The sequence below is a fragment of the Mycobacterium sp. genome, from assembly GCF_044342925.1.
Classification (GTDB): Bacteria; Actinomycetota; Actinomycetes; order Mycobacteriales; family Mycobacteriaceae; genus Mycobacterium.
This window is the reverse complement of record NZ_JBIIOV010000045.1, coordinates 1-20,044: the sequence shown is the minus strand read 5'-3', so window position 1 is coordinate 20,044 and position 20,044 is coordinate 1. Positions and strand designations below refer to the sequence as shown.

General features: G+C 68.7%; 16 protein-coding genes and 1 pseudogene. 7 read left to right on the top strand and 10 right to left on the bottom strand.

Annotation, left to right across the window (positions count from 1 at the left end; genetic code table 11):
• A partial coding sequence (locus ADBZ6I_RS06990) for a helix-turn-helix domain-containing protein (RefSeq protein WP_526382239.1) occupies positions 1 to 371 on the bottom strand: 371 nt, incomplete at its 3' end.
• A gap of 26 nt (positions 372 to 397) precedes the next feature.
• On the bottom strand, positions 398 to 3,277 hold the full coding sequence (locus ADBZ6I_RS06985) for an MMPL family transporter (RefSeq protein ID WP_526382231.1): 2,880 nt from the start codon (positions 3,275 to 3,277) through the stop codon (positions 398 to 400).
• Between the two features lie 194 nt (positions 3,278 to 3,471).
• On the opposite strand from ADBZ6I_RS06985, the gene ADBZ6I_RS06980 reads away from it, so the two are divergent.
• Positions 3,472 to 3,840 carry a hemophore-related protein gene (locus tag ADBZ6I_RS06980; protein WP_526382229.1) on the top strand — a complete coding sequence of 123 codons (369 nt, stop codon included), beginning with the start codon at positions 3,472 to 3,474 and terminating at the stop codon, positions 3,838 to 3,840.
• On the opposite strand, the gene ADBZ6I_RS06975 is transcribed toward ADBZ6I_RS06980, so the two are convergent.
• Positions 3,837 to 4,235 (bottom strand): DUF3054 family protein, encoded by a 399-nt coding sequence (locus ADBZ6I_RS06975; RefSeq protein WP_526382227.1) that lies wholly within the window; start codon positions 4,233 to 4,235, stop codon positions 3,837 to 3,839. The genes ADBZ6I_RS06980 and ADBZ6I_RS06975 overlap by 4 nt on opposite strands.
• Before the next feature lie 9 nt (positions 4,236 to 4,244).
• Positions 4,245 to 5,390: a lysylphosphatidylglycerol synthase transmembrane domain-containing protein gene (locus tag ADBZ6I_RS06970; protein WP_526382225.1), complete on the bottom strand. Its 1,146-nt coding sequence runs from the start codon at positions 5,388 to 5,390 to the stop codon at positions 4,245 to 4,247.
• 86 nt (positions 5,391 to 5,476) lie between these two features.
• Here ADBZ6I_RS06970 and ADBZ6I_RS06965 point away from each other — a divergent pair.
• Positions 5,477 to 6,490, top strand: a pseudogene (locus ADBZ6I_RS06965) (AI-2E family transporter); the annotation flags it as partial.
• 6 nt (positions 6,491 to 6,496) lie between these two features.
• On the opposite strand, the gene mmpL3 reads toward ADBZ6I_RS06965, so the two are convergent.
• Genes mmpL3 through trmB form a run of 3 tightly spaced genes read right to left on the bottom strand, consistent with a single transcriptional unit; the run spans position 6,497 to position 10,771 of the window.
• On the bottom strand, positions 6,497 to 9,289 hold the full coding sequence (mmpL3, locus tag ADBZ6I_RS06960; RefSeq protein ID WP_526382223.1) for a trehalose monomycolate exporter MmpL3: 2,793 nt from the start codon (positions 9,287 to 9,289) through the stop codon (positions 6,497 to 6,499).
• Positions 9,290 to 9,335: 46 nt separating this feature from the next.
• Positions 9,336 to 9,992, bottom strand: coding sequence for an NYN domain-containing protein (locus ADBZ6I_RS06955; protein ID WP_526382237.1), 657 nt, complete (start codon positions 9,990 to 9,992; stop codon positions 9,336 to 9,338).
• Between the two features lie 29 nt (positions 9,993 to 10,021).
• Positions 10,022 to 10,771, bottom strand: coding sequence for a tRNA (guanosine(46)-N7)-methyltransferase TrmB (gene trmB, locus ADBZ6I_RS06950; protein WP_526382220.1), 750 nt, complete (start codon positions 10,769 to 10,771; stop codon positions 10,022 to 10,024).
• A gap of 126 nt (positions 10,772 to 10,897) precedes the next feature.
• Between trmB and ADBZ6I_RS06945 the strand changes: the two genes are divergently transcribed.
• The 3 genes from ADBZ6I_RS06945 to ADBZ6I_RS06935 all read left to right on the top strand — a co-directional run bounded on the left by ADBZ6I_RS06945 (position 10,898) and on the right by ADBZ6I_RS06935 (position 14,825).
• Entirely contained in the window at positions 10,898 to 11,755 is an 858-nt protein-coding gene (locus ADBZ6I_RS06945; RefSeq protein ID WP_526382218.1) for a hypothetical protein, read from the top strand.
• Between the two features lie 113 nt (positions 11,756 to 11,868).
• Positions 11,869 to 13,692: a phosphoenolpyruvate carboxykinase (GTP) gene (locus ADBZ6I_RS06940; protein WP_526382216.1), complete on the top strand. Its 1,824-nt coding sequence runs from the start codon at positions 11,869 to 11,871 to the stop codon at positions 13,690 to 13,692.
• Positions 13,693 to 13,838: 146 nt separating this feature from the next.
• Positions 13,839 to 14,825, top strand: coding sequence for an acyl-ACP desaturase (locus tag ADBZ6I_RS06935; RefSeq protein ID WP_526382214.1), 987 nt, complete (start codon positions 13,839 to 13,841; stop codon positions 14,823 to 14,825).
• A 4-nt stretch (positions 14,826 to 14,829) separates the two neighbouring features.
• Here the strand turns inward: ADBZ6I_RS06935 and ADBZ6I_RS06930 are convergent, their stop codons facing one another.
• Complete coding sequence (locus tag ADBZ6I_RS06930) at positions 14,830 to 15,984, bottom strand: acyl-CoA dehydrogenase family protein (RefSeq protein WP_526382235.1); 1,155 nt, start codon at positions 15,982 to 15,984, stop codon at positions 14,830 to 14,832.
• Between the two features lie 113 nt (positions 15,985 to 16,097).
• Here ADBZ6I_RS06930 and ADBZ6I_RS06925 point away from each other — a divergent pair, with 113 nt between their 5' ends.
• Together ADBZ6I_RS06925 and ADBZ6I_RS06920 are read left to right on the top strand one after the other, a co-directional pair.
• Positions 16,098 to 17,027, top strand: a complete 930-nt coding sequence (locus ADBZ6I_RS06925; RefSeq protein WP_526382233.1) for a hotdog family protein — start codon at positions 16,098 to 16,100, stop codon at positions 17,025 to 17,027.
• Between the two features lie 52 nt (positions 17,028 to 17,079).
• Positions 17,080 to 18,612, top strand: a complete 1,533-nt coding sequence (locus ADBZ6I_RS06920) for a carboxylesterase/lipase family protein (protein ID WP_526382212.1) — start codon at positions 17,080 to 17,082, stop codon at positions 18,610 to 18,612.
• Between the two features lie 31 nt (positions 18,613 to 18,643).
• Here the strand turns inward: ADBZ6I_RS06920 and ADBZ6I_RS06915 are convergent, their stop codons facing one another.
• Both ADBZ6I_RS06915 and ADBZ6I_RS06910 read right to left on the bottom strand, forming a co-directional pair.
• Complete coding sequence (locus ADBZ6I_RS06915; protein ID WP_526382210.1) at positions 18,644 to 19,819, bottom strand: acyl-CoA dehydrogenase family protein; 1,176 nt, start codon at positions 19,817 to 19,819, stop codon at positions 18,644 to 18,646.
• Positions 19,816 to 20,044, bottom strand: a 229-nt coding sequence (locus ADBZ6I_RS06910) for an acyl-CoA dehydrogenase family protein (RefSeq protein ID WP_526382208.1), incomplete at its 5' end; no start/stop codon positions are given. The genes ADBZ6I_RS06915 and ADBZ6I_RS06910, both read right to left, overlap by 4 nt.

Here is a 20,044-nt window from a genome sequence, read left to right as displayed (position 1 = left end):
ATCCGGATCATCAGCGACGCCGGCGGGCTGACCGTGCCGTCCAGATACGCGGTGAAGTCGGCGGTGCTCACCCCGGAGCGGGACGCGAACTCCTGCTGGCTCAACCCGGAACGCTGCTGCAGAATCCGGACGTGACGGGCGGCCTCGGTGCGTTCGTTGGCCTCGAGGTGGCTACGGGCCCGGTGCAGCACCTCGGTCAGCGCCTGCGAAACGCCATACGGTGCAGCCGATTGCAGCACCTCCTCGACCTGGCGTGCGGTGCGACCGAACGGGTCACGCTTGATCGCCACCACGATCCGTTGCCAGACGGTGATGTCACCGCTCTGCAGCGCCGCGCGGATGGCGGCCGTGGACCAGAATTCGACCGGCATGTCGGGGGACTGCTGATAGGGGCGGGTCACGTCGCCTCCTCCAGGATCGCCACCGAAAGCGACAGGCAACGTCTGCGGACGGCGTCCCATTCGGGGTCCCGCTCCGGGTCCCACCCGGTCTGGTCGTCGAACCCGTCGGACGGGATCGGATCGGCCAGCCGGCGGACCAATTGGGTGGCGATCCACAGTCGTTCCGGTCGTCCAGCACTGTAATGCCTGTCGATGCCGGCGAGGACCAGGGCGGCGTTCCCGACGCCCATGGCGTCGGAGAGTTCGGCCAATTCGGTGAAATCGGCGCGGGTGTTGCGGCACAACACCAGAAAGCTCTTGAGCCGCAACGTCTCGGCGGCGGTGGGGATCTGCAGTCGGTCTCCGGTGGGCAGCTGCACATTGGTGGTCTCCACCGGTGTGCGCCGCCGGACGGCGGCGTCGGTTTCCAGCGCGTCCACCGCCACCGTCAGCCGGCCGCGCCACATCGTCACCGGATGAACCGTCCGCACGGCGGCGTCGCGCGAAGCCCGGTGCCGCGAACGCTGACCGTCCGTGGCCGGCGCTGTCACCCCCGCCGCGGGTGCGCCGGAGCCGACGAGCGCCAGTGGATCAGTCACGTTGACGGCGTCCGGGGCCAGCTCCTTGAGGCGTGCGGCGCTGCGTTTCACCGTGCGCAGGTCGGCCACCGGGGGTGCGATCGAGGAGATGTCGTCGGGGATCACCACCACATCGCCTACGTCGAGCTTGGGCAGCGGCTTCTCGAAGTCCACCGACGGCAGGATCCGCGCCAGCCAGCCCGGCAGCCACCAGTTCCAGCGATCGAACATCGCCATCAGCGAAGGCACCAGCACGAGCCGGACCACGGTGGCGTCGACGGCGATCGCCACCGCGCACGCCACCCCGAGCTGAGCCACCAAGGGCATCCCGGCGAACGCGAAGCCGATGAACACCGCGATCATGATCAGCGCCGCGCTGGTGATGGCGCGGGCGCTGGTGGACACCCCGTAGGCCACCGAATCGCGGGTGTCGCCGGACTGCAGATAGCGCTCGCGGATCCGGGTCAGCAGGAAGATCTCGTAGTCCATCGACAGGCCGAAGGTCATGGCTAGCACCAGCGGCGGGATGGTGGAGTCGATCGAGGAGATCGGTGCGAACCCCAGCGCCTCCAGCCAGCCCCACTGGAACACCACCACCAGGCTGCCGTAGGCCGCCGCGACGGACAGCACCGTCATCAGCACGCCCTTGAGCGCCAGCACCACCGACCGGATCGAGACCAGCAGCATCACGAACGCGATCACCGACACGAACACGAACACCAGCAACTGGGTCTGGGCGACCCGGTCGTCGAAATCCTTGATCAAGGCGGTCGGCCCGCCGACGGCGATCTGGACGCCAGAGTTCTCCGGAGCCGCCTGGGGCAGGGTGTCCCGCAGCCAGTCGATGGTGTCGCGGGCCCGCATATCCTCCGGGTCAACCGCCAGCACCGCCGAGAGCAGTGCGCTGCGGTTGTCGTCGGCGAACACCGGGGGCGCCACCGACACGATGTTCACCGCCTGGGCGGCCTCCCGGCTCACCACGTCCAGGACGGGCGTGTTCGCCGGGTCGTTGGCGTTGGCGTCGGGAAAGCTCACCAGGATTCGGATCGGTCCCAGCGCGCCGGGGCCCAGCGCCTGGGCGGCGGCGGCGACACCGCCGCGGATCTCATGCGAGGACGGGAACTGCCGCTGCATGCTGTTGCCCAGCAGCATCCCGAATGCGGGGGCGGCCAGCATCAGCAGAAAGCCCGTCGCGGCCAGTGCCGACGCCCACGGCCGCCGCATCACCATGCCGACCCAGCGGGTCCAGAACCGCGACTGGGTGGCTTCCGGCCGGCGCGACCAGTGCAGCAGCGATGACCGCCGCGCCGCGGCGGGGCCCAGCACCGACAACACCGCCGGGATGAGGGTGGCCGACGTCAGCACCGCGAACGCCACCGCCAGGATCGCGCCGGTCGCCATCGACCGCAGCACCGGGGTGCCGATCACATAGATGCCGCTGAGCGAGGCGATGACGGTCAGGCCCGACAGCACCACCGCCAGGCCCGAGGTCCCCATGGCCGCGTCCGCGGCCTGGTCGGGGCTGCGGCCGGCGCGCAGTTCTTCGCGGAAGCGCATCAGGATGAACAGGGAGTAGTCGATGGCCAGGGCGATGCCGAACATCGACACCGTGGAGGTGACGAACACCGACATGGTGGTCAGTGTGGACAGCAGATAGACCGCGCCCATCGTCACGATGACGGTGCACACGCCCAGCGTCAGCGGAATCGCCGCGGCGGCCAGCGAGCCGAACACCGCCACCAGCACGATGAGCACGATCGGCAGGTTCCAGCGTTCGGCGGCGGCGATGTCGCGTTTGGTGCTGGTCTGGGCGGCAGCTCCCAGCGCGCCCTGACCGATCACGTACAGCCGCACCCGGCCGTCGGCGGTGCTGCCGGGCTTGTCGCCGTCGACGCCGACCTTGGTCCGCAGCTGGCGGGCGACATCCACCGCTCCGGTGTTGTCGAAGTCCATCCGCAGCGACACCACGTACGGCCGGTCCGGCGCGGGGGCGGGCTGGGCGGGGTTGGGGACGACCTCCAGGCTGGGCACCTCCCGCGCGGCCTGCTCCAGCTGTACGACGGCCGCGGCCATGTCGTCGTAAGTGGCGTCGGCACGCGGGGCGGCCACCAGCGCGATCGGCGAAGCGCCCAGCTGCGGGTAGTGATCCTCAAGTTCGTACTGCACGTGCAGCGACTGCGACCCGGCGACGTCGAAGCCGCCGCCGGTGAGGTTGTGCGACTGAGTCAGCGCCAGCGCCACCGACGGGACCATGGCCAGCAGCCAGCAGCCGAAAACCAGCCACCGGTGTCTGCGCAGGCTGCCGCTCAGCCGCATCATGAACTGCTGGATGGTTTTCTCCCCGCATCGTCGGGTCCACACCGAATTGCGTGGCTGCGAGCCTACCGCAGCAACCTGCGGATCAGCCGTCGCCGAACGGCCGCCCGGACGCGCCTGACACACCACCGGCGGCGCCTCGTCAGGACCGTGCCCTAAGATCGTCTCAACGCAGCGCCAGATGAAGGAGTTCGAGGATGATGCTTTCTGCCCGTCGGGTCATCGCGGGAACGATCGGCGCGGGAGCGGTCGCCGGAACGTTGCTCGTCGGACTGGCCCCCTCGGCGCTGGCGGCGCCGCCGAACTGCACCGCCGGAGACCTCGCCGGTGTGGCTGCCGGGGTGTCCGCCGCGACGTCGGCCTACCTGTTCACCCACCCGGACGTCAACGCGTTCTTCACCAGCCTGGAAGGCTCGCCGCGCGACACCCTGCGCACCCAGGTGCAGCAGTATCTTGACGCGAATCCGCAGGTGAAGGCTGAACTGTCGGGTATCCGTCAGCCGCTGGCCGACCTGAAGGCCCGTTGCGGCGGCGGCGACGACTCGCTCGAGGTCCCCGGCTCCTAGCCACGGCGGGCGGTGACCGCCGCGCGCGCGGCCCGCCACCCCACCAGCAGCGCCCCGGTCGCCACGGTGGCGACCACCACGAAGCTCAGTGCGGTCCCCTCACCGGTCGCCGCCCGCAGAGCCATCCCGATGGCGACGGTGCTGACCCACACGGTCAGTCCGGTCGGACGGACGGCCGCCGGCTGACGCCAGCCGCGGGACAGTACCCATCCGCTGGTCAACCCGGCCAGGAACGGCCAGCTCGTCTGGGCCACCCCGGCCAGTGTCATCGCCTCGTCGTGGTTGCGTCGGCCGACCGCGCAGAACAGCACCACGCATACGATGTCGGCGGCGAACGCGAGCGCGGCGGTGCGGACGGCGGCGGGGCCGGAAATCGGCCTAGAAGTGGTTGTCACAGGCCACATTCAATCAGGCGGGGCCGGCGATTCCCGGTTGCCCGCCAGTTCGTCGAAGACCGCCCGCTCCTCCTGCAGCCGCTCCTCTCGACTGAGCGCGCCCTCGGTGCGGAACATGAAGAAGAACACCGCCCAGCCGATCGCGGAGATGAAAATCCAGCTCACCATCCGGTAGATCAGCATCGCCGAGATCGCCGCCGGCAGGGTCATGCCGCTGGACACCAGACCCGGCACCAGCACCGCCTCGACGACCAGCAGCCCGCCGGGCATCAGCGGGATCGAGCCGACGGCCCGCGCCGCGGCGTAGGCGACGGTCAGGCCGGCCAACGACGGATGCCCGCCCGCGGCGTACGCCGCGAACGCCAGGCACGCCACATCGGCGATCCAGTTGAACAGTGACCAGCCGAACGCCTCGCCGAGTTCACGCCGGTTCAGACTCACCGACTCCAGTTGGGTCAGCGTCTCCCGCCACCGGCGCAACCCGGTCTCCGGCGGCTTGTTACGAGCGGAGTTCACCCAGCCGAGCACCCTCATACCGATGCCGTCGATGAGTTCCGGACGGGTCGCGACCGCCTGAGCCAGCAGCACCAGCGTCACGAAGCCGCCCAGGGTGAACAGCAGCGAGAACGGATTGTTCTTGGCGCCCAACAGGAATGCGCCGCCCAGACCCAGCAGCGCCAGGCCCACCACCTGCAGCGCCCCCGACATCACCAGCTGCCAGGACGCCACCACCGGTGAGGCGCCCCACTGCCGCTGCTGGCGGTAGACGAACGTCGCCGAGAGCACCGGTCCGCCCGGCAGCGTGGTGCTCAGCGCGTTGCCGGCGTAGAACACCGCCTCCGAGCGCCACTGCCGGACGACGACCCCGGCCGACCGCAGCAGGGTGCGCTGGATCTGAGCGAAGCTGTGCATCGACAGCATCGCGGCGACGATCGCCGCCAGCACCCACCATCCATTCGCCGACCGCAGGCTCATCCATGCCGCGGCGAGTTGATCGCGCACCAGACTGGCTTCCACCGCGAGGACCACGGCGGCTACGCCCAACAGCAGCCAGCGCGCCCACCAGTACTTGCCCCTGGCGGCGCGCCCCCTCGGCGACCGCCGTGCGGCCACGGGCAACTCGCCAGCCGCATCGTCGGCCGTATGGTCGGCCATCTGCCCAGCCTAGCGGCGTCGCCGCTGCCTGACGCTGTGCGCCGCGGCGCGTGCCGGCCTGCTGGCTAGGGTGGATTACATGACGGCCGGCGTTGTTGGCGACGACCGCCCTGCTGGTGCCCGCGGTGGACTGGCTGGATCGCCGCGGCGCCCCGCGAGGCGGTGCCGTCGCGTTGGTGTTGCTGACCGGCATGGCGCTGTTCGGCGGGATCGTGACGTTCGTCGTCACCCAGTTCGTCTCAGGTCTGCCCGGTCTTACCGAGCAGGTCACCCGCAGCATCGACAACTCCACCCGCTGGCTGATCGACGGGCCGCTGCATCTGAGCAAGGAGCAGATCGACAAGGCCGGGGACACCGCCGTCACCGCGCTGCGGGACAACCAGGAGAACCTGACCAGCGGGGCGCTGTCGACGGCCGCGACCCTCACCGAGATTCTCACCGGCGCGCTGCTGATGGTGTTCACGCTGATCTTCCTGCTTTACGGCGGCCGCAACATCTTCAGCTTCCTCACCGGCATCGTGCCCAACGCCAGCCGGGAACGGGTGCGGGCGGCCGGTCGGGCCGGGTTCGTTTCGCTGATCTCCTACATCCGGGCGACCTTCCTGGTGGCCCTGGTCGACGCTGTCGGTATCGGCACCGGCCTGGTCGTCCTCGGTATTCCGCTGGCGCTGCCGCTGGCGTCCCTGGTGTTCATCGGCGCCTTCATTCCCCTGGTCGGCGCGGTGATCAGCGGGTTTCTCGCCGTCATCGTGGCGCTACTGGCCAAGGGTTTCGTCTATGCGCTGTTCACGCTGGGGTTGATCATCGCGGTGCAGCAGTTGGAGGCCCATGTCCTGCAGCCGCTGCTGATGGGCCGGGCGGTGTCGATCCACCCGCTGGCGATCGTGCTCGCGCTGACCACCGGTGCCGTGCTGGGCGGGATCTTCGGCGCGCTGCTGTCGGTTCCGGTGCTGGCTGTGCTCAATAGCGCGATCCGGGTGCTGGTCGCACCCGAACCCGATGCCGAGGAAGCCAGCCTGGAAGCCGGTGACGACGACGCCGTTCTCATCGACGCCCAGCCCGATACCGTGCCACCCGACGGCCGCCGGTCCGAAGTCTAGGCGGGTCTAGAGCCGGCCTTCGCGGCGCAGCAGGTCCTGGGCCGACATCCCGCCGGCGTTCTGGCCGCGAGCGTTGAGCTTCTCGGTCGCGACCTCGGTGTCGGCCGGCCGGCTCACCGGAATCGCCCGGGTCTCCTCCGCCGACAGGCTGTCGGGGTTGACGGCCGCGAACGCGGTGGTGGCATCGTCCGGTGCCGCGATCGCGTGCGTCGGCTCGTTGGACGGCAGCACCGTGGTGGCCTCACCGGAGACGTCCGGCGCGGCGGCGGTCCTGGACGCGGTCTTGCGGCGCAGTTCGCCCAGCCACGATCCGATGTCGCGCTCCTCCCGGCGACCGGCGGCGGCGAGCTTCGTCGTCGGCGGCTCCGGTGCGCTGACCGGTTCGGTAACGGGTGCAGGCTGCGCATGGTGTGCCCCGCCGGCCGCGGGGGCAATCGGCTGCCGCGGCGTGCTGGGCGGTCCCACCGGCGCGGCGACGGCGCCGACCAGCGCCGGCTCCGGTTCGGGCTGCGGTTCGGTCAGCACCGGCCGCTTGCGCTCGTCGGGCAGCGTCGTCTCACCGAGGCCGATCTTGTGCTGCAGGCGTTTCATCCACTTCGGCGCCCACCAGCAGTCGTCGCCGAGCAGCTTCATGATGGCCGGCACCAGGAACATCCGGACGATCGTCGCGTCGAGCAGCAGCGCGATCAGCAGGCCGAACGCCAGGTACTTCATCATCACCAGGTCGGAGAACACGAACGCGCCGGCCACCACCGCCAGCACCAGGGCGGCGGCGGTGATCAATCGCCCGGTGGTGGCGGTGCCGATGCGGATGGCCTCGGTGGTGGACATGCCGCGGTCGCGGGCCTCCACCATGCGGGACACCAGGAACACCTCGTAGTCGGTGGACAACCCGTAGATCACGGCGATGATCAAGCCGATCATCGGCGCCATCAGCGGCTGCGGGGTGTAGTTCATCAGCCCCGAGCCGTGCCCTTCGACGAACATCCAGGTCAGCACGCCCATCGTGGAGCCGAGGGTGAGCGCGCTCATCAGCGCCGCCTTGATTGGCAGCACCAGTGAGCCGAACGCCAGGAACATCAGGATGGTCGTTGTGGTGATCAACAGCAGCACCATCAGCGGCAGCCGGGAGAACAGGCTGTGGATACTGTCCTGTTCCAGCGCCGGGGTGCCGCCGACATAGAGCGACTCGCCCCTGGGCGGGACGATGGCGCGCAGTTCGTTGATCTTCTTGGCCGCGTCGTTGCGGACGACGAGACCGTTCTGGATCACCCGGACCGACGGGTCCTTCGTGGCACCGTCGAGGTAGGGGCGTTCCTTCCACATCGCGTCGGGGTTGTTGTCGGGATCGGTGAACCCGCTGATGGCCATGGCCTTGTTGCGGATCTCGGCGACCTGCTGATCGGTGACCGGCTTGCCGTCGTCGTTGGTGATGACCAGCGTGATCGGTTCGGTGCGGAAGCCGGGGAAGGACTTGTCGAATTCCTCCTGAGCCACCCGCACCGAGTTGTCCGGGGGCAGGTACTTCTCGCTGATGCCGCCGAGCGAGAGCTTCCCGAGCGGGATGATCATCGCGATCATCAGCAGAATGATCGGCACGGCAAACAGCACCGGGCGCTTCATCACCCGGTTGACCAGCTTGCCCCAGAAGCCGTTCTCCACTTCGTCGCGGGTCTTGGTCTTCTGAGTCTTCTCGGCGAACCAGTCGATGATGCGGCGGGAGAACGGCCAGTTGGCCAGGAACGGCACCCGCAACAGGGTGTTGACGCCCAGGGCGTCGACGTTGGGCCCCAGAATGGCCAGGATCGCGGCCAGCACGGTGATCGACAGGATTGCCGCCAGCATCACCGAGGCGATGATCGCGTAGGTGATGGATTTCAGGAAGCCCTGCGGAAACAGCAGCAGTGGCAGGGACGAGGCAACGATGATCACGGCCGAGAAGAGGACGGTGCGGCCCGACGTCATCATCGTGCGGCGGACCGCGGACTCGGTGTCGTAGCCCTCGGCGATCTCCTCACGGAACCTGCTGACGATGAACAGGCCGTAGTCGATGGCGATACCCAGGCCGATCAGCGTCACGACCGGCTGGGCGAAGAAGTGCACCGGGGTGAACATCGAGACCAGCCGCATGATGCCCAGCGAGCCGGCGATCGCCAGGCCGCCGATGATGGCCGGGAGGCTGGCCGCGACCACGCCGCCGAAGACGAAGAACAGCAACACCGCGACCAGCGGGATGGCAGCGACCTCGGCGCGCTTCTGATCGACGCCGATGGTGCCGGTGAGCTCGTTGGCCAGTGGTTGCAGGCCGGCTTGCTTCACGTCGATGCCGTCGATGTTGAAGCTGTCCTTGACGGCTTTGTAGTTGTTCAGGATGGTGTCGTCGTCGTCGCCCTTGAGCTGGATCGACATGAAGGCGTGCTGCTTGCTTGCATCGGCCATGTTGGACAGCAGTTCAGGGTTCTTGAAGTAGCCGATTGCCCGCAGGATCTGGTCGGGGTGGTCCTTCTGCGCCTGGTCCAGATTGTCCAGGATCTTCTTGGTGAACTCCGGATCGTCGACGGTCTTGCCCTCGGGGGCGGTGTAGATCGCCACGATGTGGCCGGAGGTGTCGCGGCCGTAGGCGGCATCGGCGAGCAGCGACGCCTTCACCGACTGGCTGCCCTCGTCGTAAAAGCCGCTCTGGGTGACATGCTTACCCAGGTCGATGCCGAAGATGCCGCCGCCGATACACAACGCGACCATGAGACCGATAACGATGTATCGATACCGGTACACGGTTCGACCCCACCAGGCGAACACTCGATCGATCTCCTCTACTGAAAACTAACGACGACCAGGCGACTGATCACAGTCGCGAAGTCAACAACGCAGACAGCGGCCGGAAAGGCTGCAGCCACGCTCCTTGATCTGGCAGCGAGTCCAAGCCGATTCGCGGCAAGGGCTCACGGAAAACACCGGGAATGTCCTCCAAGTCGACAAAATCCAAGGTATCCGACGCTAATGCCCAGCTGGCATGTTCGCGAAATCCGAGCACCTGGACCGGGGTGCCGGCACGCGCGATGTCCTCCAGCGGGGTCCGGAAGGCCTGGCCGTCAGCCGACGCCAGCAGCAGTCCGGCCAGCCCCTCGCGGTGTCGCAGGGCGATGTGGGCCAGCATGTCGCTGTCCACGTCGCTGTCCTCGTCGATCTTCGGTTTGGCGAAGACGGCGAAGCCCACGTTGCGCAGCGCCTCCACCCAGGGGCGGACGACGTCCGCGCTGCCCGGGGCGATGTTGGTGAACACCGTCGCCTCGGGTTCGGTCGACATCTCCGGATGTCTGGCTGCCAGATCGGCGGTGCGGGCCAGCAGCCATCGGCCGAGAGCGTCGAAACGGGGCCGGTGCGCCGCGGTCGGTCGGCCACCGAGGATGGCACCCAGCCCCATGTCGAGATTGGGCGCGTCCCAGACCAGAAGTACCCGGTTCGCGGGCGGTTGCACCTCCGCCTCAAGCGGCGTCTCCACTGCCGGAGCGGGGTGTTCCTCAAGAACGGTCACGGTTGTCTCACCCACAGCAGCTCGGTGACGGCGCTACCCGCTTCGCGGGCTTTCGATTCGTACTTGGTGACGGGGCGCGCCACCGAGATCGGCAGCTGCTCGTCGGGCCGGGCTCGCCGCAGCCGCGGTTCGGCGTCGCCCGCCTCGGCGATCTGCTCGGCGTAGCCGGCGTGGTCGGTGGCCGCGTGGAGCACCCCGCCGGGGCGCAGCCGCTCGGCGATCAGCGCCATCGTCTCCGGTTGCAGCAGGCGTCGTTTGTGATGCCGGGACTTCGGCCACGGGTCGGGGAAGAAGACCCGCACACCGGTCAACGTGCCGGGGGCGACGAGCTGCTCCAGGACGTCGACGCCGTCGCCGCGGACCATCCGGATGTTGGTCACCCCGGTGCGGTCGATGGCGCTCAGCAGTTGAGCCAGCCCGCGCCGGTAGACCTCCACGGCGATGACGTCGATCTCCGGTTCGGCCAGGGCCATCGCCAGCGTCGAGGTGCCGGTTCCGCAGCCGATCTCGCACACCAGTGCCCGCCCTGCGTCGGCGGGGTGGCCGAACCAGGCTTGCGCGTCCAGTGCGGTCGCGGTGCCGGAGTCGTCGAGCGCCGGGCGGCCCAGACCGGGCCATAGCCGTTCCCACACGTCCTGCTGCGCCTCGGTGAGCGCGGCGCGACGTGATCGGAAGCTCGTCACCCGGCGATGGTGCTGCTGCGTCGCGGTTTCGGGCGTGACTGAGCCCGGTCGCTGCGCATGCATTGATCCATGGTGGCCTATGACGTGCGCTGCGCCCTACTCGCCAACCGGATTGATACCCAACAGTTGCCTACAGTCGCCTTCCAGGGTGACTCGTCTGCTGCGCCGTCTGCTGCCACGATCTCGGTTGTGACCGAAGCCGCCCAGTCCCCGCCTGGTGACGTCGCCGCGCTGGCCCGGATGCGGGCCGCGGCCGACACCCTTCGCAAAGCCGGCGTCGACGTGGAGCCCGCCCCGCGCAGCGGTGATCCGGCCGACGCCCTTCTGGCCCGGGCCGTCTTCTGGCAGGACTACAGCCGCGGGCCGGGCCTGCCGGCACGGCACCGCTCCTGCGCCGCCGACATCGCCCGCGGTTCGTTGCGGCTCTGGGCCGCGGCCGGTGGTGTGCCGACCAGCCTGCCCCCGCGGTCGCTTCTCGGCCGGTCGGATATCGCCCTGGCCCGGGTGCAACTGTGCGCACAGGCGCGGCGGATGTGTTCACGTCTGCGCGCCGACCTCGGCCAGGAGGCCGCGGATCTGTCGCTGCGGGGCGGCGCCGCGTTCGGTGCGCGGGTGCGCGGCCGGGTAACGCGCGCGGCCACCGAACTGGACGAGGCGGTGAGCGGGGGGATCGCCGCCCTGGGCCTGCCGTCGAGCCCGGCCGGCGCCTGGGACGTCCCGGTCGAGGACTGCCTGCCGCCCCGGCGGCGGTGCGCGTTGGAGAACCGGCTCACCACCGCCCTCGGCGCCGGTCTGGGCGCGGGTGTCTCGGTGTCGCTGGCCAGGCTGGCTACCGAACTGCGGCCCGGCGCGGCGCCCGCGGCGGTGGCGGTCTGCGTGTTACTCGGTGTGGCGCTGACATCCTGCGTTGTGCTGGCCCGCCGGCTGCTCAGCGAGCGCGCCGCCGCGGAGCGATGGGTGGCCGAGGTGGTCGCGAATCTACGGCCGGTCATGGAGGAACGGGTGCTGCGCCGCATGGCGTCCGCCGAGTCGGCTGCGCGACGATAAACCCAATTAACAGTGAATGTGCAGCCCACGTTAATCTTCAGTCAAGGACGCCGACTTTCTCCGCGGGTGAGCGGACAGGTCTGTTCCTGGCTACAACTAAGCGGGAGAAACCGATGACCTCAGCGACCATCCCCGGTCTGGAGAACGCACCTACCAAACACGCCGGGCTGCTCGCCTGGGTCCGGGAAGTCGCAGAGCTCACTCAGCCCGACCGTGTCGTCTTCGCTGACGGCTCCGACGCGGAATACCAGCGGCTGTGTGACCATCTGGTCGCCGCCGGAACCTTCCTTCCGCTCAGCGACACCGAGGAGCCCAGCTCCTACCTGGCCCGGTCGGAGCCCTCCGACGTCGCCCGCGTCGAGTCGCGGACCTACATCTGCTCCGAGCGTGAGGTCGACGCAGGCCCCACCAACAACTGGATGGCGCCCGGCGAGATGCGCGCCATCATGACCGAGCTGTACAGCGGCTGCATGCGCGGTCGCACCATGTACGTGGTGCCGTTCTGCATGGGCCCACTCGGCGCCGAGGACCCCAAGCTGGGCGTGGAGATCACCGACTCCGAGTACGTCGTGGTGTCGATGCGCACGATGACCCGGATGGGCAAGGCGGCGCTGGACAAGATGGGCGAGGACAGCTTCTTCGTCAAGGCGCTGCATTCGTTGGGTGCTCCGCTGGAACAGGGCCAGGACGACGTGCCGTGGCCGTGCAACGAGACCAAATACATCACCCACTTCCCGGAGACCCGCGAGATCTGGAGCTACGGCTCCGGCTACGGCGGCAACGCCCTGCTCGGGAAGAAGTGCTACTCGCTGCGGATCGCCTCGGTGATGGCCCGCGACGAGGGCTGGCTGGCCGAGCACATGCTGATCCTCAAGCTCATCTCCCCGGATAACAAGGCGTACTACATCGCCGCGGCGTTCCCGTCGGCCTGCGGCAAGACCAACCTGGCGATGATCCAGCCCACCATCCCGGGCTGGCGTGCGGAGACCCTCGGCGACGACATCGCCTGGATGCGGTTCGGCAAGGACGGCCGGCTGTATGCGGTCAACCCCGAGTTCGGTTTCTTCGGGGTGGCGCCGGGCACCAACTGGTCGTCGAACCCCAACGCCATGAAGACCATCGCCGCCGGCAACACCGTCTTCACCAACGTCGCCCTGACCGACGAGGGCGGCGTGTGGTGGGAAGGCCTGGAGGGCGAGCCCCCGCACCTCATCGACTGGAAGGGTAACGAGTGGACGCCCGATTCCGATGAGCCTGCGGCACATCCGAATTCGCGGTACTGCACCCCGATGTCACAATGCCCGACGCTGGCCCCGGAGTGGGACGACCCGCAGGGCGTGCCGATCTCGGCGATCCTGTTCGGCGGGCGCCGCAAGACCACCGTCCCGCTGGTGACCCAGGCCCGCGACTGGCAGCACGGGGTGTTCATCGGAGCCACCCTGGGCAGCGAGAAGACCGCCGCCGCCGAAGGTCAGGTGGGCGCCATCCGACGCGACCCGATGGCGATGTTGCCGTTCCTGGGCTACAACGCTGGTGACTACTGCCAGCACTGGCTCGACCTGGGCAAGAACGCCGACGAGTCCAAGCTGCCGAAGATCTTCTTCGTCAACTGGTTCCGGCGCGGCGGCGACGGCCGGTTCCTGTGGCCGGGCTTCGGTGAGAACAGCCGGGTGCTGAAGTGGATCGTCGACCGGGTCGAGGGCCGGGCCAACGGGGTGTCGACGCCGATCGGCATCGTCCCGGGCGCCGGCGATCTCGACATCGGCGGCCTCGACGTCGACGATGCCGACCTCGCCGAGGCACTGGCCGTCAACTCCGACGAGTGGCGTGCCGAACTGCCCGAGATCGAGGAGTGGTTCGCCTTCCTCGGCGAGAAGCTGCCGACCGGGGTGCGCGACGAGTTCGAGGCGCTCAAGCAGCGTCTGGACAACACCTAGCCCCCATTGTCGGGTCAGACGAGATTTCGTGGCCCGGCGCCGAACCTGCTAACGTCGCCAGTTCAACTAGGTTCGCGCTGTGCGCGGATCCAGACAGGCCGCGGGGGGCGACCTTCCCCCCCGCCGCCAGATGCAGGTGAGGTGTCATGCCCCGATTGCTGAGCGACCCTGAACTACTCAAAGAACTCGAGTCTGTCGCCGAGGAGAACGTCAACCGCCACTTCGCGGTGAGCACCGAGTGGCATCCACACGACTATGTGCCGTGGGATCTCGGCCGGAATTTCGCGGCGATGGGCGGCGACGACTGGGCTGATGAGCAGTCGCAACTCAGCGAGGTCGCCCGGGCCGCGATGATCACCAACCTGCTCACCGAGGACAACCTGCCCTCCTACCACCGTCAAGCGGCCGAGCACTTCTCCTTGGACGGGCCGTGGGGCACCTGGGTCGGCCGTTGGACCGCCGAGGAAGCCCGCCACAGCATCGTCCTGCGCGACTACCTGGTGGTCACCCGCGGTGTCGATCCGGTCGCGCTGGAGCGCGCGCGGATGGAACACATGACCCACGGCTTCGGCCCGACGGCCGAAGAGGAAGAACGGCACAAGACCGACTTCCTGCTCTCGGTCGCCTACGTCTCATTCCAGGAACTCGCCACCCGGGTCAGCCACCGCAACACCGGCAAGGTCTGCAACGACCCGATTGCCGACCGGATACTCCAGCGCATCGCCGCTGACGAGAACCTGCACATGATCTTCTACCGCAACATGTGCGAGGCGGCCCTGGAGCTGGCACCCGATCAGGCCCTGGAAGCGGTCGCCGACGTGGTCGAGAACTTCCGGATGCCCGGTCAGGGCATGCCGAATTTCCGCCGCAACGGGGTGCTGATGGCCAAGCACGGCATCTACGACCCCCGCCAGCACCTCGAAGAAGTGGTGCGGCCCACCCTGCGCAAGTGGCGGATCTTCGAGCGCGACGATTTCAGCAGCGTGGGCGAACAACGCCGCGAACAGCTGGCCGACTTCATCACGAACCTGGAAGGCCAGGTCGTCAAATTCGAAGAGCAGCGCGACCGCATGCTGGCCCGCGAAGCGCGCAAGCGCGAACTCGCAGCGCCTCTAACAGTCACAGGCCACTGAGCCTCTAGAGACCGCCGCGGGCCACCAACTGCGCGGCGATGACGTTGCGCTGAATCTCGTTGGTGCCCTCGCCGACGATCATCAGCGGCGCGTCCCGGAAATAGCGTTCGACGTCGTACTCGGTCGAGTAGCCGTAGCCGCCGTGAATCCGGACGGCGTCGAGCGCGATCTGCATGGCCGTCTCGGACGCGAACAGCTTGGCCATCCCGGCTTCCATGTCGCAGCGGTCCCCGCTGTCGTACCGCTCGGCCGCGTAGCGGGTGAGCTGACGGGCCGCGGTCAGCTTGGTCGCCATATCGGCCAGGTAGTTGCCGATCGCCTGGTGCCGCCAAATCGGCTTTCCGAAACTTTCCCGCTGCTGGGCATAGGCCAGCGCGTCCTCCAGGGCGGCGGTCGCCACACCGAGCGCCCGGGCGGCCACCTGAATCCGGCCTGTCTCAAGGCCTTTCATCATCTGCGCGAAGCCCTTGCCGGGTTCGCCGCCGAGCACCGCCGACCCCGGCACCCGTACCTCAGCGAACGCCAGCTCGCAGGACTCCACACCCTTGTAGCCCAGCTTGGGTAGATCGCGGGAGACGGTCAGACCGTCAATCGGTGACTCCACCAGCAGCACCGAGACACCGGCGTGCCGGGGCGTGGCCCGCGGGTCGGTCTTGCACAGCAGCGCAATCAGACCGGATCGACGGGCGTTGCTGATCCAGGTCTTCGACCCGGTGATGAGCAGATCGTCGCCGTCGGCCCGCGCCGTCGTCGAGATGTTCTGCAGGTCCGAGCCGCCGCCGGGCTCGGTCAGCGCCATCGTGGCCCGAAGCTCGCCGGTCGCCATCCGCGGCAGGTACGCCTGCTTCTGGTCCTCGGTGCCGAAATCCTCCAGCAGCGTGGCCACCACGGTGTGCCCGCCCATCGCACCGGCCAGGCTCATCCAGCCCCGGGCCAGTTCCTGGGTGACGTCGACGTAGCAGGGCATCGACACCGGGGACCCGCCGTAGCGTTCGCTGATCGCCAGGCCGTAGATGCCGATCCGCTTCATCTGCTCGATCCACGCCCCGGGGTATTCGTCGGCGTGCTCGACCTCGCGCACCGTGGGCTTGACTTCGCGGTCGACGAACGCGCGCACCGTCGCCACGAGCTGGGTTTCCTCGTCGGTCAGTCCGGTCATAGGGAGGGCGGTCATAGCGAGGGATAGTGTCAGCTGTGCCGTTCACGCCCCCACCCGGCGGCCCGTACTTCGACGACCTGACCGTCGGGCAGGTCTTCGACCGCGCCCCGTCGATGACGCTCACTCCGGGTATCGCCGCAGCTCACCAGGCTATTCTGGGCGACCGGTTGCGCTTGTCGCTGGACGCCGAACTGGCCCACGCCGTCACCGGCGTTCCCGGCCAAATGGCCTATCCGGGTCTGGTCTGCGACGTGGCCATCGGCCAGTCCACCGTGGTGACCCAGCGCGTCAAGGCCAACCTGTTCTACCGGGGCCTGGCCTTCCACCGGTACCCGACCATCGGGGACAGCCTCTTCACCCGTACCGAGGTGGTCGGCCTCAAACAGAACACCACCACACCCACCGGTCTGGCCGCGCTGCGGATGACCACCGTCGACCAGGTGGGCCGGCTGGTGCTGGACTTTTACCGGTGCGCGATGCTGCCGCTGCGCGGCGCCGTCGACACCGGCCACGCCGACGACCTCGCCGGCCTCGGCGCGGGGCCGGCGCCCGTCGAGGAAGCCACAGCCGACCCCGCCGGGCACTGGGACGCGGCGGCGTTCCGGCAGCGGGTGCCCGGGCCGGGTTTCTCGCCTGACATGGCCGGCACAGTCCTGCGCAGCACCGCCGACGTCGTCAGTTCCGCACCCGAGTTGGCCCGGCTGACGCTGAACGTCGCCGCGACGCACCATGATTCGCGGTTCTCCGGGACCGGCACGAACGGCCGCCTGGTGTACGGCGGCCACACCATCGGCCTGGCCCTGGCCCAGGCCACCCGGCTGCTGCCCGACCTGGCGACGGTGCTCGGCTGGCAGTCCTGCGACCACACCGGGCCGGTGTACGAGGGCGACACGCTATACAGCGACCTGCGCATCGAGGCGGCCGACCCGCTGCCCGGCGAGCGCGGCGGCGTGCTGACCCTGCGCTCAGAGGTCTACGCCGTCAGCAAAGACGGCCCCGACCGGCCGGTATTGGACTGGCGCTACACAGCGCTGCACTTTTGAACCAATGGCCGACGGGTAGCGTAAAGACAGTTACAGCGACCAGGAGATGCCAATGACGCTCCATCACCCTGTCGTGGACACCGCCTACGGGCCGGTCCGCGGAATCGACGATGGCACGGCGATGTCCTGGAAGGGCGTGCGCTACGCCGCCCCGCCGGTCGGCGACCTGCGGTTCCGGGCGCCGCAACCGCCGCAGCCGTGGACCGAGGTCCTCGACGCCGACACCTACGGCTTCGTCTGTCCGCAGCCCCCGGTGCCCAGGTTTCCGCTGGACCTCGGGGCACCCACGAACGAGGACTGCCTGTTCCTCAACATCTGGGCCCCGTCCGGTACCAAGCCCGGTGACGACAAGCCGGTGATGGTGTGGCTGCACGGCGGCGCCTTTGTGCTCGGGTCGAGCAGCCAGCCGCTCTACGACGGCAATCGGCTGGCCGCCAGCGGCGACGTGATCGTCGTCACGCTCAACTACCGGGTCGGTGTCTTCGGCTTCCTGGACCTGTCCCACCTCGGCGGGCGACGAGAGTTCGACTCCAACATCGGTCTGCGCGACGTGCTCGCCGCGTTGCGCTGGGTCCGCCACAACATCGGCGGATTCGGCGGCGACCCGGACCGGGTGACGTTGTTCGGCGAATCCGCCGGCGCCGGGATCGTGACGACGCTGCTGGCAGTCCCCGAAGCCGTGGGATTGTTCTCCGGCGCGATATCCCAGAGTTCCCCGACGACGTCGGTCTACAGCGCCGAGCGGGCGCAGCGCGTCACTCACGCGGTACTCGGCCACCTGGGGATCGCCCCCGCCGACGCGCACCGGATGGCCGAGGTCGACGTCCCGGCGCTGCTCTCGGCCACCAAGAGGGTGTTCGATGAGGTGCCGGTCCGCAATCCCGGCAGGCTGGCGTTCGTGCCGATCGTCGACGGCGACCTGCTGCACGACTACCCGGTGCATCTCGCCCGGGCGGGCAAGACGCATCCGGTGCCGCTGGTCATCGGGACCAACCGTAACGAGGCGGCGCTGTTCCGGCTGATGCGCTCACCGTTGCTGCCGATCACTCCCAAGGCCATCACGTCGATGTTCAACGAGATCGCCGCCGAACAGCCGGACCTGCAGTTGCCCAACGAAGAGCAGTTGGGGCTCACTTACGGTGCCAAGAAGCGGGGGCTGAGCATCGCCAGCGACGTCGGCTTCCGGATGCCGTCGGTGTGGCTGGCTGAGGGGCATTGCCGGGTGGCTCCGGTCTACCTGTATCGCTTCGACTACGCCACGCCGATCATGAAGGCGCTGCTCGTCGGTGCGGCTCACGCGACCGAATTGCCTTATGTGTGGGGCACTCTCGGGTCGCCCAAGGACGTCACCTTGAAGATGGGTGGGGTCAAGACCGCCAAAGCGGTGTCCAAGCGCGTCCGCACCCGCTGGGTGAATTTCGCCGCGACGGCCAAGCCCGCCGGGCCGCTGGGCGAACCGGAGTGGCTGCCCTACCAGGACGCCGACCGCGCCTGCCTCATCATCGATCGCACCGACCGGCTGATCAACGACTCCGACGCCCCGATCCGCGCCGCCTGGGGCAGCGACGTCCTGCACTTCCGCTAGAGGCGACTACAGACGCGGCGCGGCGCAAACGCTAGCCGGTTGGCAGGTCCCGGAACGGGGTGTCCTTGTACGGTTCGGGCTCTTTGGGCAGCCCCAGCACCCGTTCGCCGACGATGTTGCGCTGAATCTGGTCGGTGCCGCCGCCGATCGAGGTGAAGTAGGCGTTGAGGGTGCGGAAGGTAACGGCGTCGCCGACCGGGTTCTCCGGCCCGGTGAGCATGGATTCGGGACCAACGATGGCGGTTTGTACGCGGGCGGTCTCGTGCAGGATCCGCGACATCGCGATCTTGCCCAGCGCTAGCAGGGTGGCAGCCTCGGCCCGATCCCGGGTTGCCTTGGCGCGCTGGGTGTTCCACCGGTTGACGGCGGCGTACTCCTCCACCCGGGCGATCTCCTGGCGGATGTGGGAGTCGGCGAGTCTGCCGGCCGCCCGCGCCATCCCGATCAGGCTGTCGGCATCGGGTTTGAGGTCCCGGCTGGAACGCGCGGTGCGGGCCAGGTCGCCCATCAGCCGCCGCTCGTAGGCCAACGCCAGCTGCAGCACCGCCCAGCCGCCGCCGGGCTCACCCACCAGGTTGGCGTGCGGCACCCGGGCGTCGGTGATGAAGACCTCGTTGAACTCCGATTCGCCGGTGATCTGGTGGATGGGCCGGATCTCGACGCCGGGCTGGCGCATCGGGAAGATGAAGAAGCTGATGCCTTTGTGTTTGGGCACGTCCCAGTCGGTGCGGGCCACCAGCAGGCCGTAGTCGGCGATCGTGGCGAACGACGTCCAGACCTTCTGCCCGTTGACCACCCAGTCGTCACCGTCGCGGTCGGCCCGGGTCCGCAAGCCGGCCAGGTCCGAGCCGGCGCCGGGCTCGCTGTAGAGCAGGCACCACTTAGTCTCGTTACGGATGGACGGCGGAATCAGGCGGCGTTTCTGCTCGTCGGTGCCCAGGTCGTGCAGGGTGCAGGCCAGCAGGTCGGAGCGGTCCTGGCCGGCGCCACGCGCCCCGACGGCGGCGAATTCGGCTGCCACGATGCGCGATTGGGTGTCGGTGAGCCCGCGTCCCCACCACTGCGGCTCCCAGCTGGGCACCGCCCAGCCGGCGTCGACCACCCGTCGGCCCCATTCCGCGCGGTCCAGCTTGGGGTCCCAGTTGCCGGCCAGCCAGTTGTCGGCCAGCCACTGCCGGACTTCGGCGCGAACCTCGTCATCGGTCATGACATCTCCTCGCCTAGGAAGTGCTCTCGAAGCTGGACGTAGCGTTCCCGGTGCCAGGCCGGGTCCCCGAAGATCTGGGCGTCGGTGCGAGCTCGGCGCAGGTACAGGTGGGCCGGGTGTTCCCAGGTGAAGCCGATCCCGCCGTGCACCTGGATGGCGTCCGCGGCGGTGGACACGAAGGTGTCCGAGCAGAACGCCTGCGCCATTGCCAGATCGACCAACCGG

Bases quoted from the DNA above. Each gene is read 5' to 3' on its own strand.
- ADBZ6I_RS06985 (WP_526382231.1), bottom strand. From the start codon at position 3,277: ATGATGCGGCTGAGCGGCAGCCTGCGCAGACACCGGTGGCTGGTTTTC.
- ADBZ6I_RS06980 (WP_526382229.1), top strand. From the start codon at position 3,472: ATGATGCTTTCTGCCCGTCGGGTCATCGCGGGAACGATCGGCGCGGGA.
- ADBZ6I_RS06970 (WP_526382225.1), bottom strand. From the start codon at position 5,390: ATGGCCGACCATACGGCCGACGATGCGGCTGGCGAGTTGCCCGTGGCC.
- trmB (WP_526382220.1), bottom strand. From the start codon at position 10,771: ATGCATGCGCAGCGACCGGGCTCAGTCACGCCCGAAACCGCGACGCAG.
- ADBZ6I_RS06940 (WP_526382216.1), top strand. From the start codon at position 11,869: ATGACCTCAGCGACCATCCCCGGTCTGGAGAACGCACCTACCAAACAC.
- ADBZ6I_RS06935 (WP_526382214.1), top strand. From the start codon at position 13,839: ATGCCCCGATTGCTGAGCGACCCTGAACTACTCAAAGAACTCGAGTCT.
- ADBZ6I_RS06930 (WP_526382235.1), bottom strand. From the start codon at position 15,984: ATGACCGGACTGACCGACGAGGAAACCCAGCTCGTGGCGACGGTGCGC.
- ADBZ6I_RS06925 (WP_526382233.1), top strand. From the start codon at position 16,098: ATGACGCTCACTCCGGGTATCGCCGCAGCTCACCAGGCTATTCTGGGC.
- ADBZ6I_RS06920 (WP_526382212.1), top strand. From the start codon at position 17,080: ATGACGCTCCATCACCCTGTCGTGGACACCGCCTACGGGCCGGTCCGC.
- ADBZ6I_RS06915 (WP_526382210.1), bottom strand. From the start codon at position 19,819: ATGACCGATGACGAGGTTCGCGCCGAAGTCCGGCAGTGGCTGGCCGAC.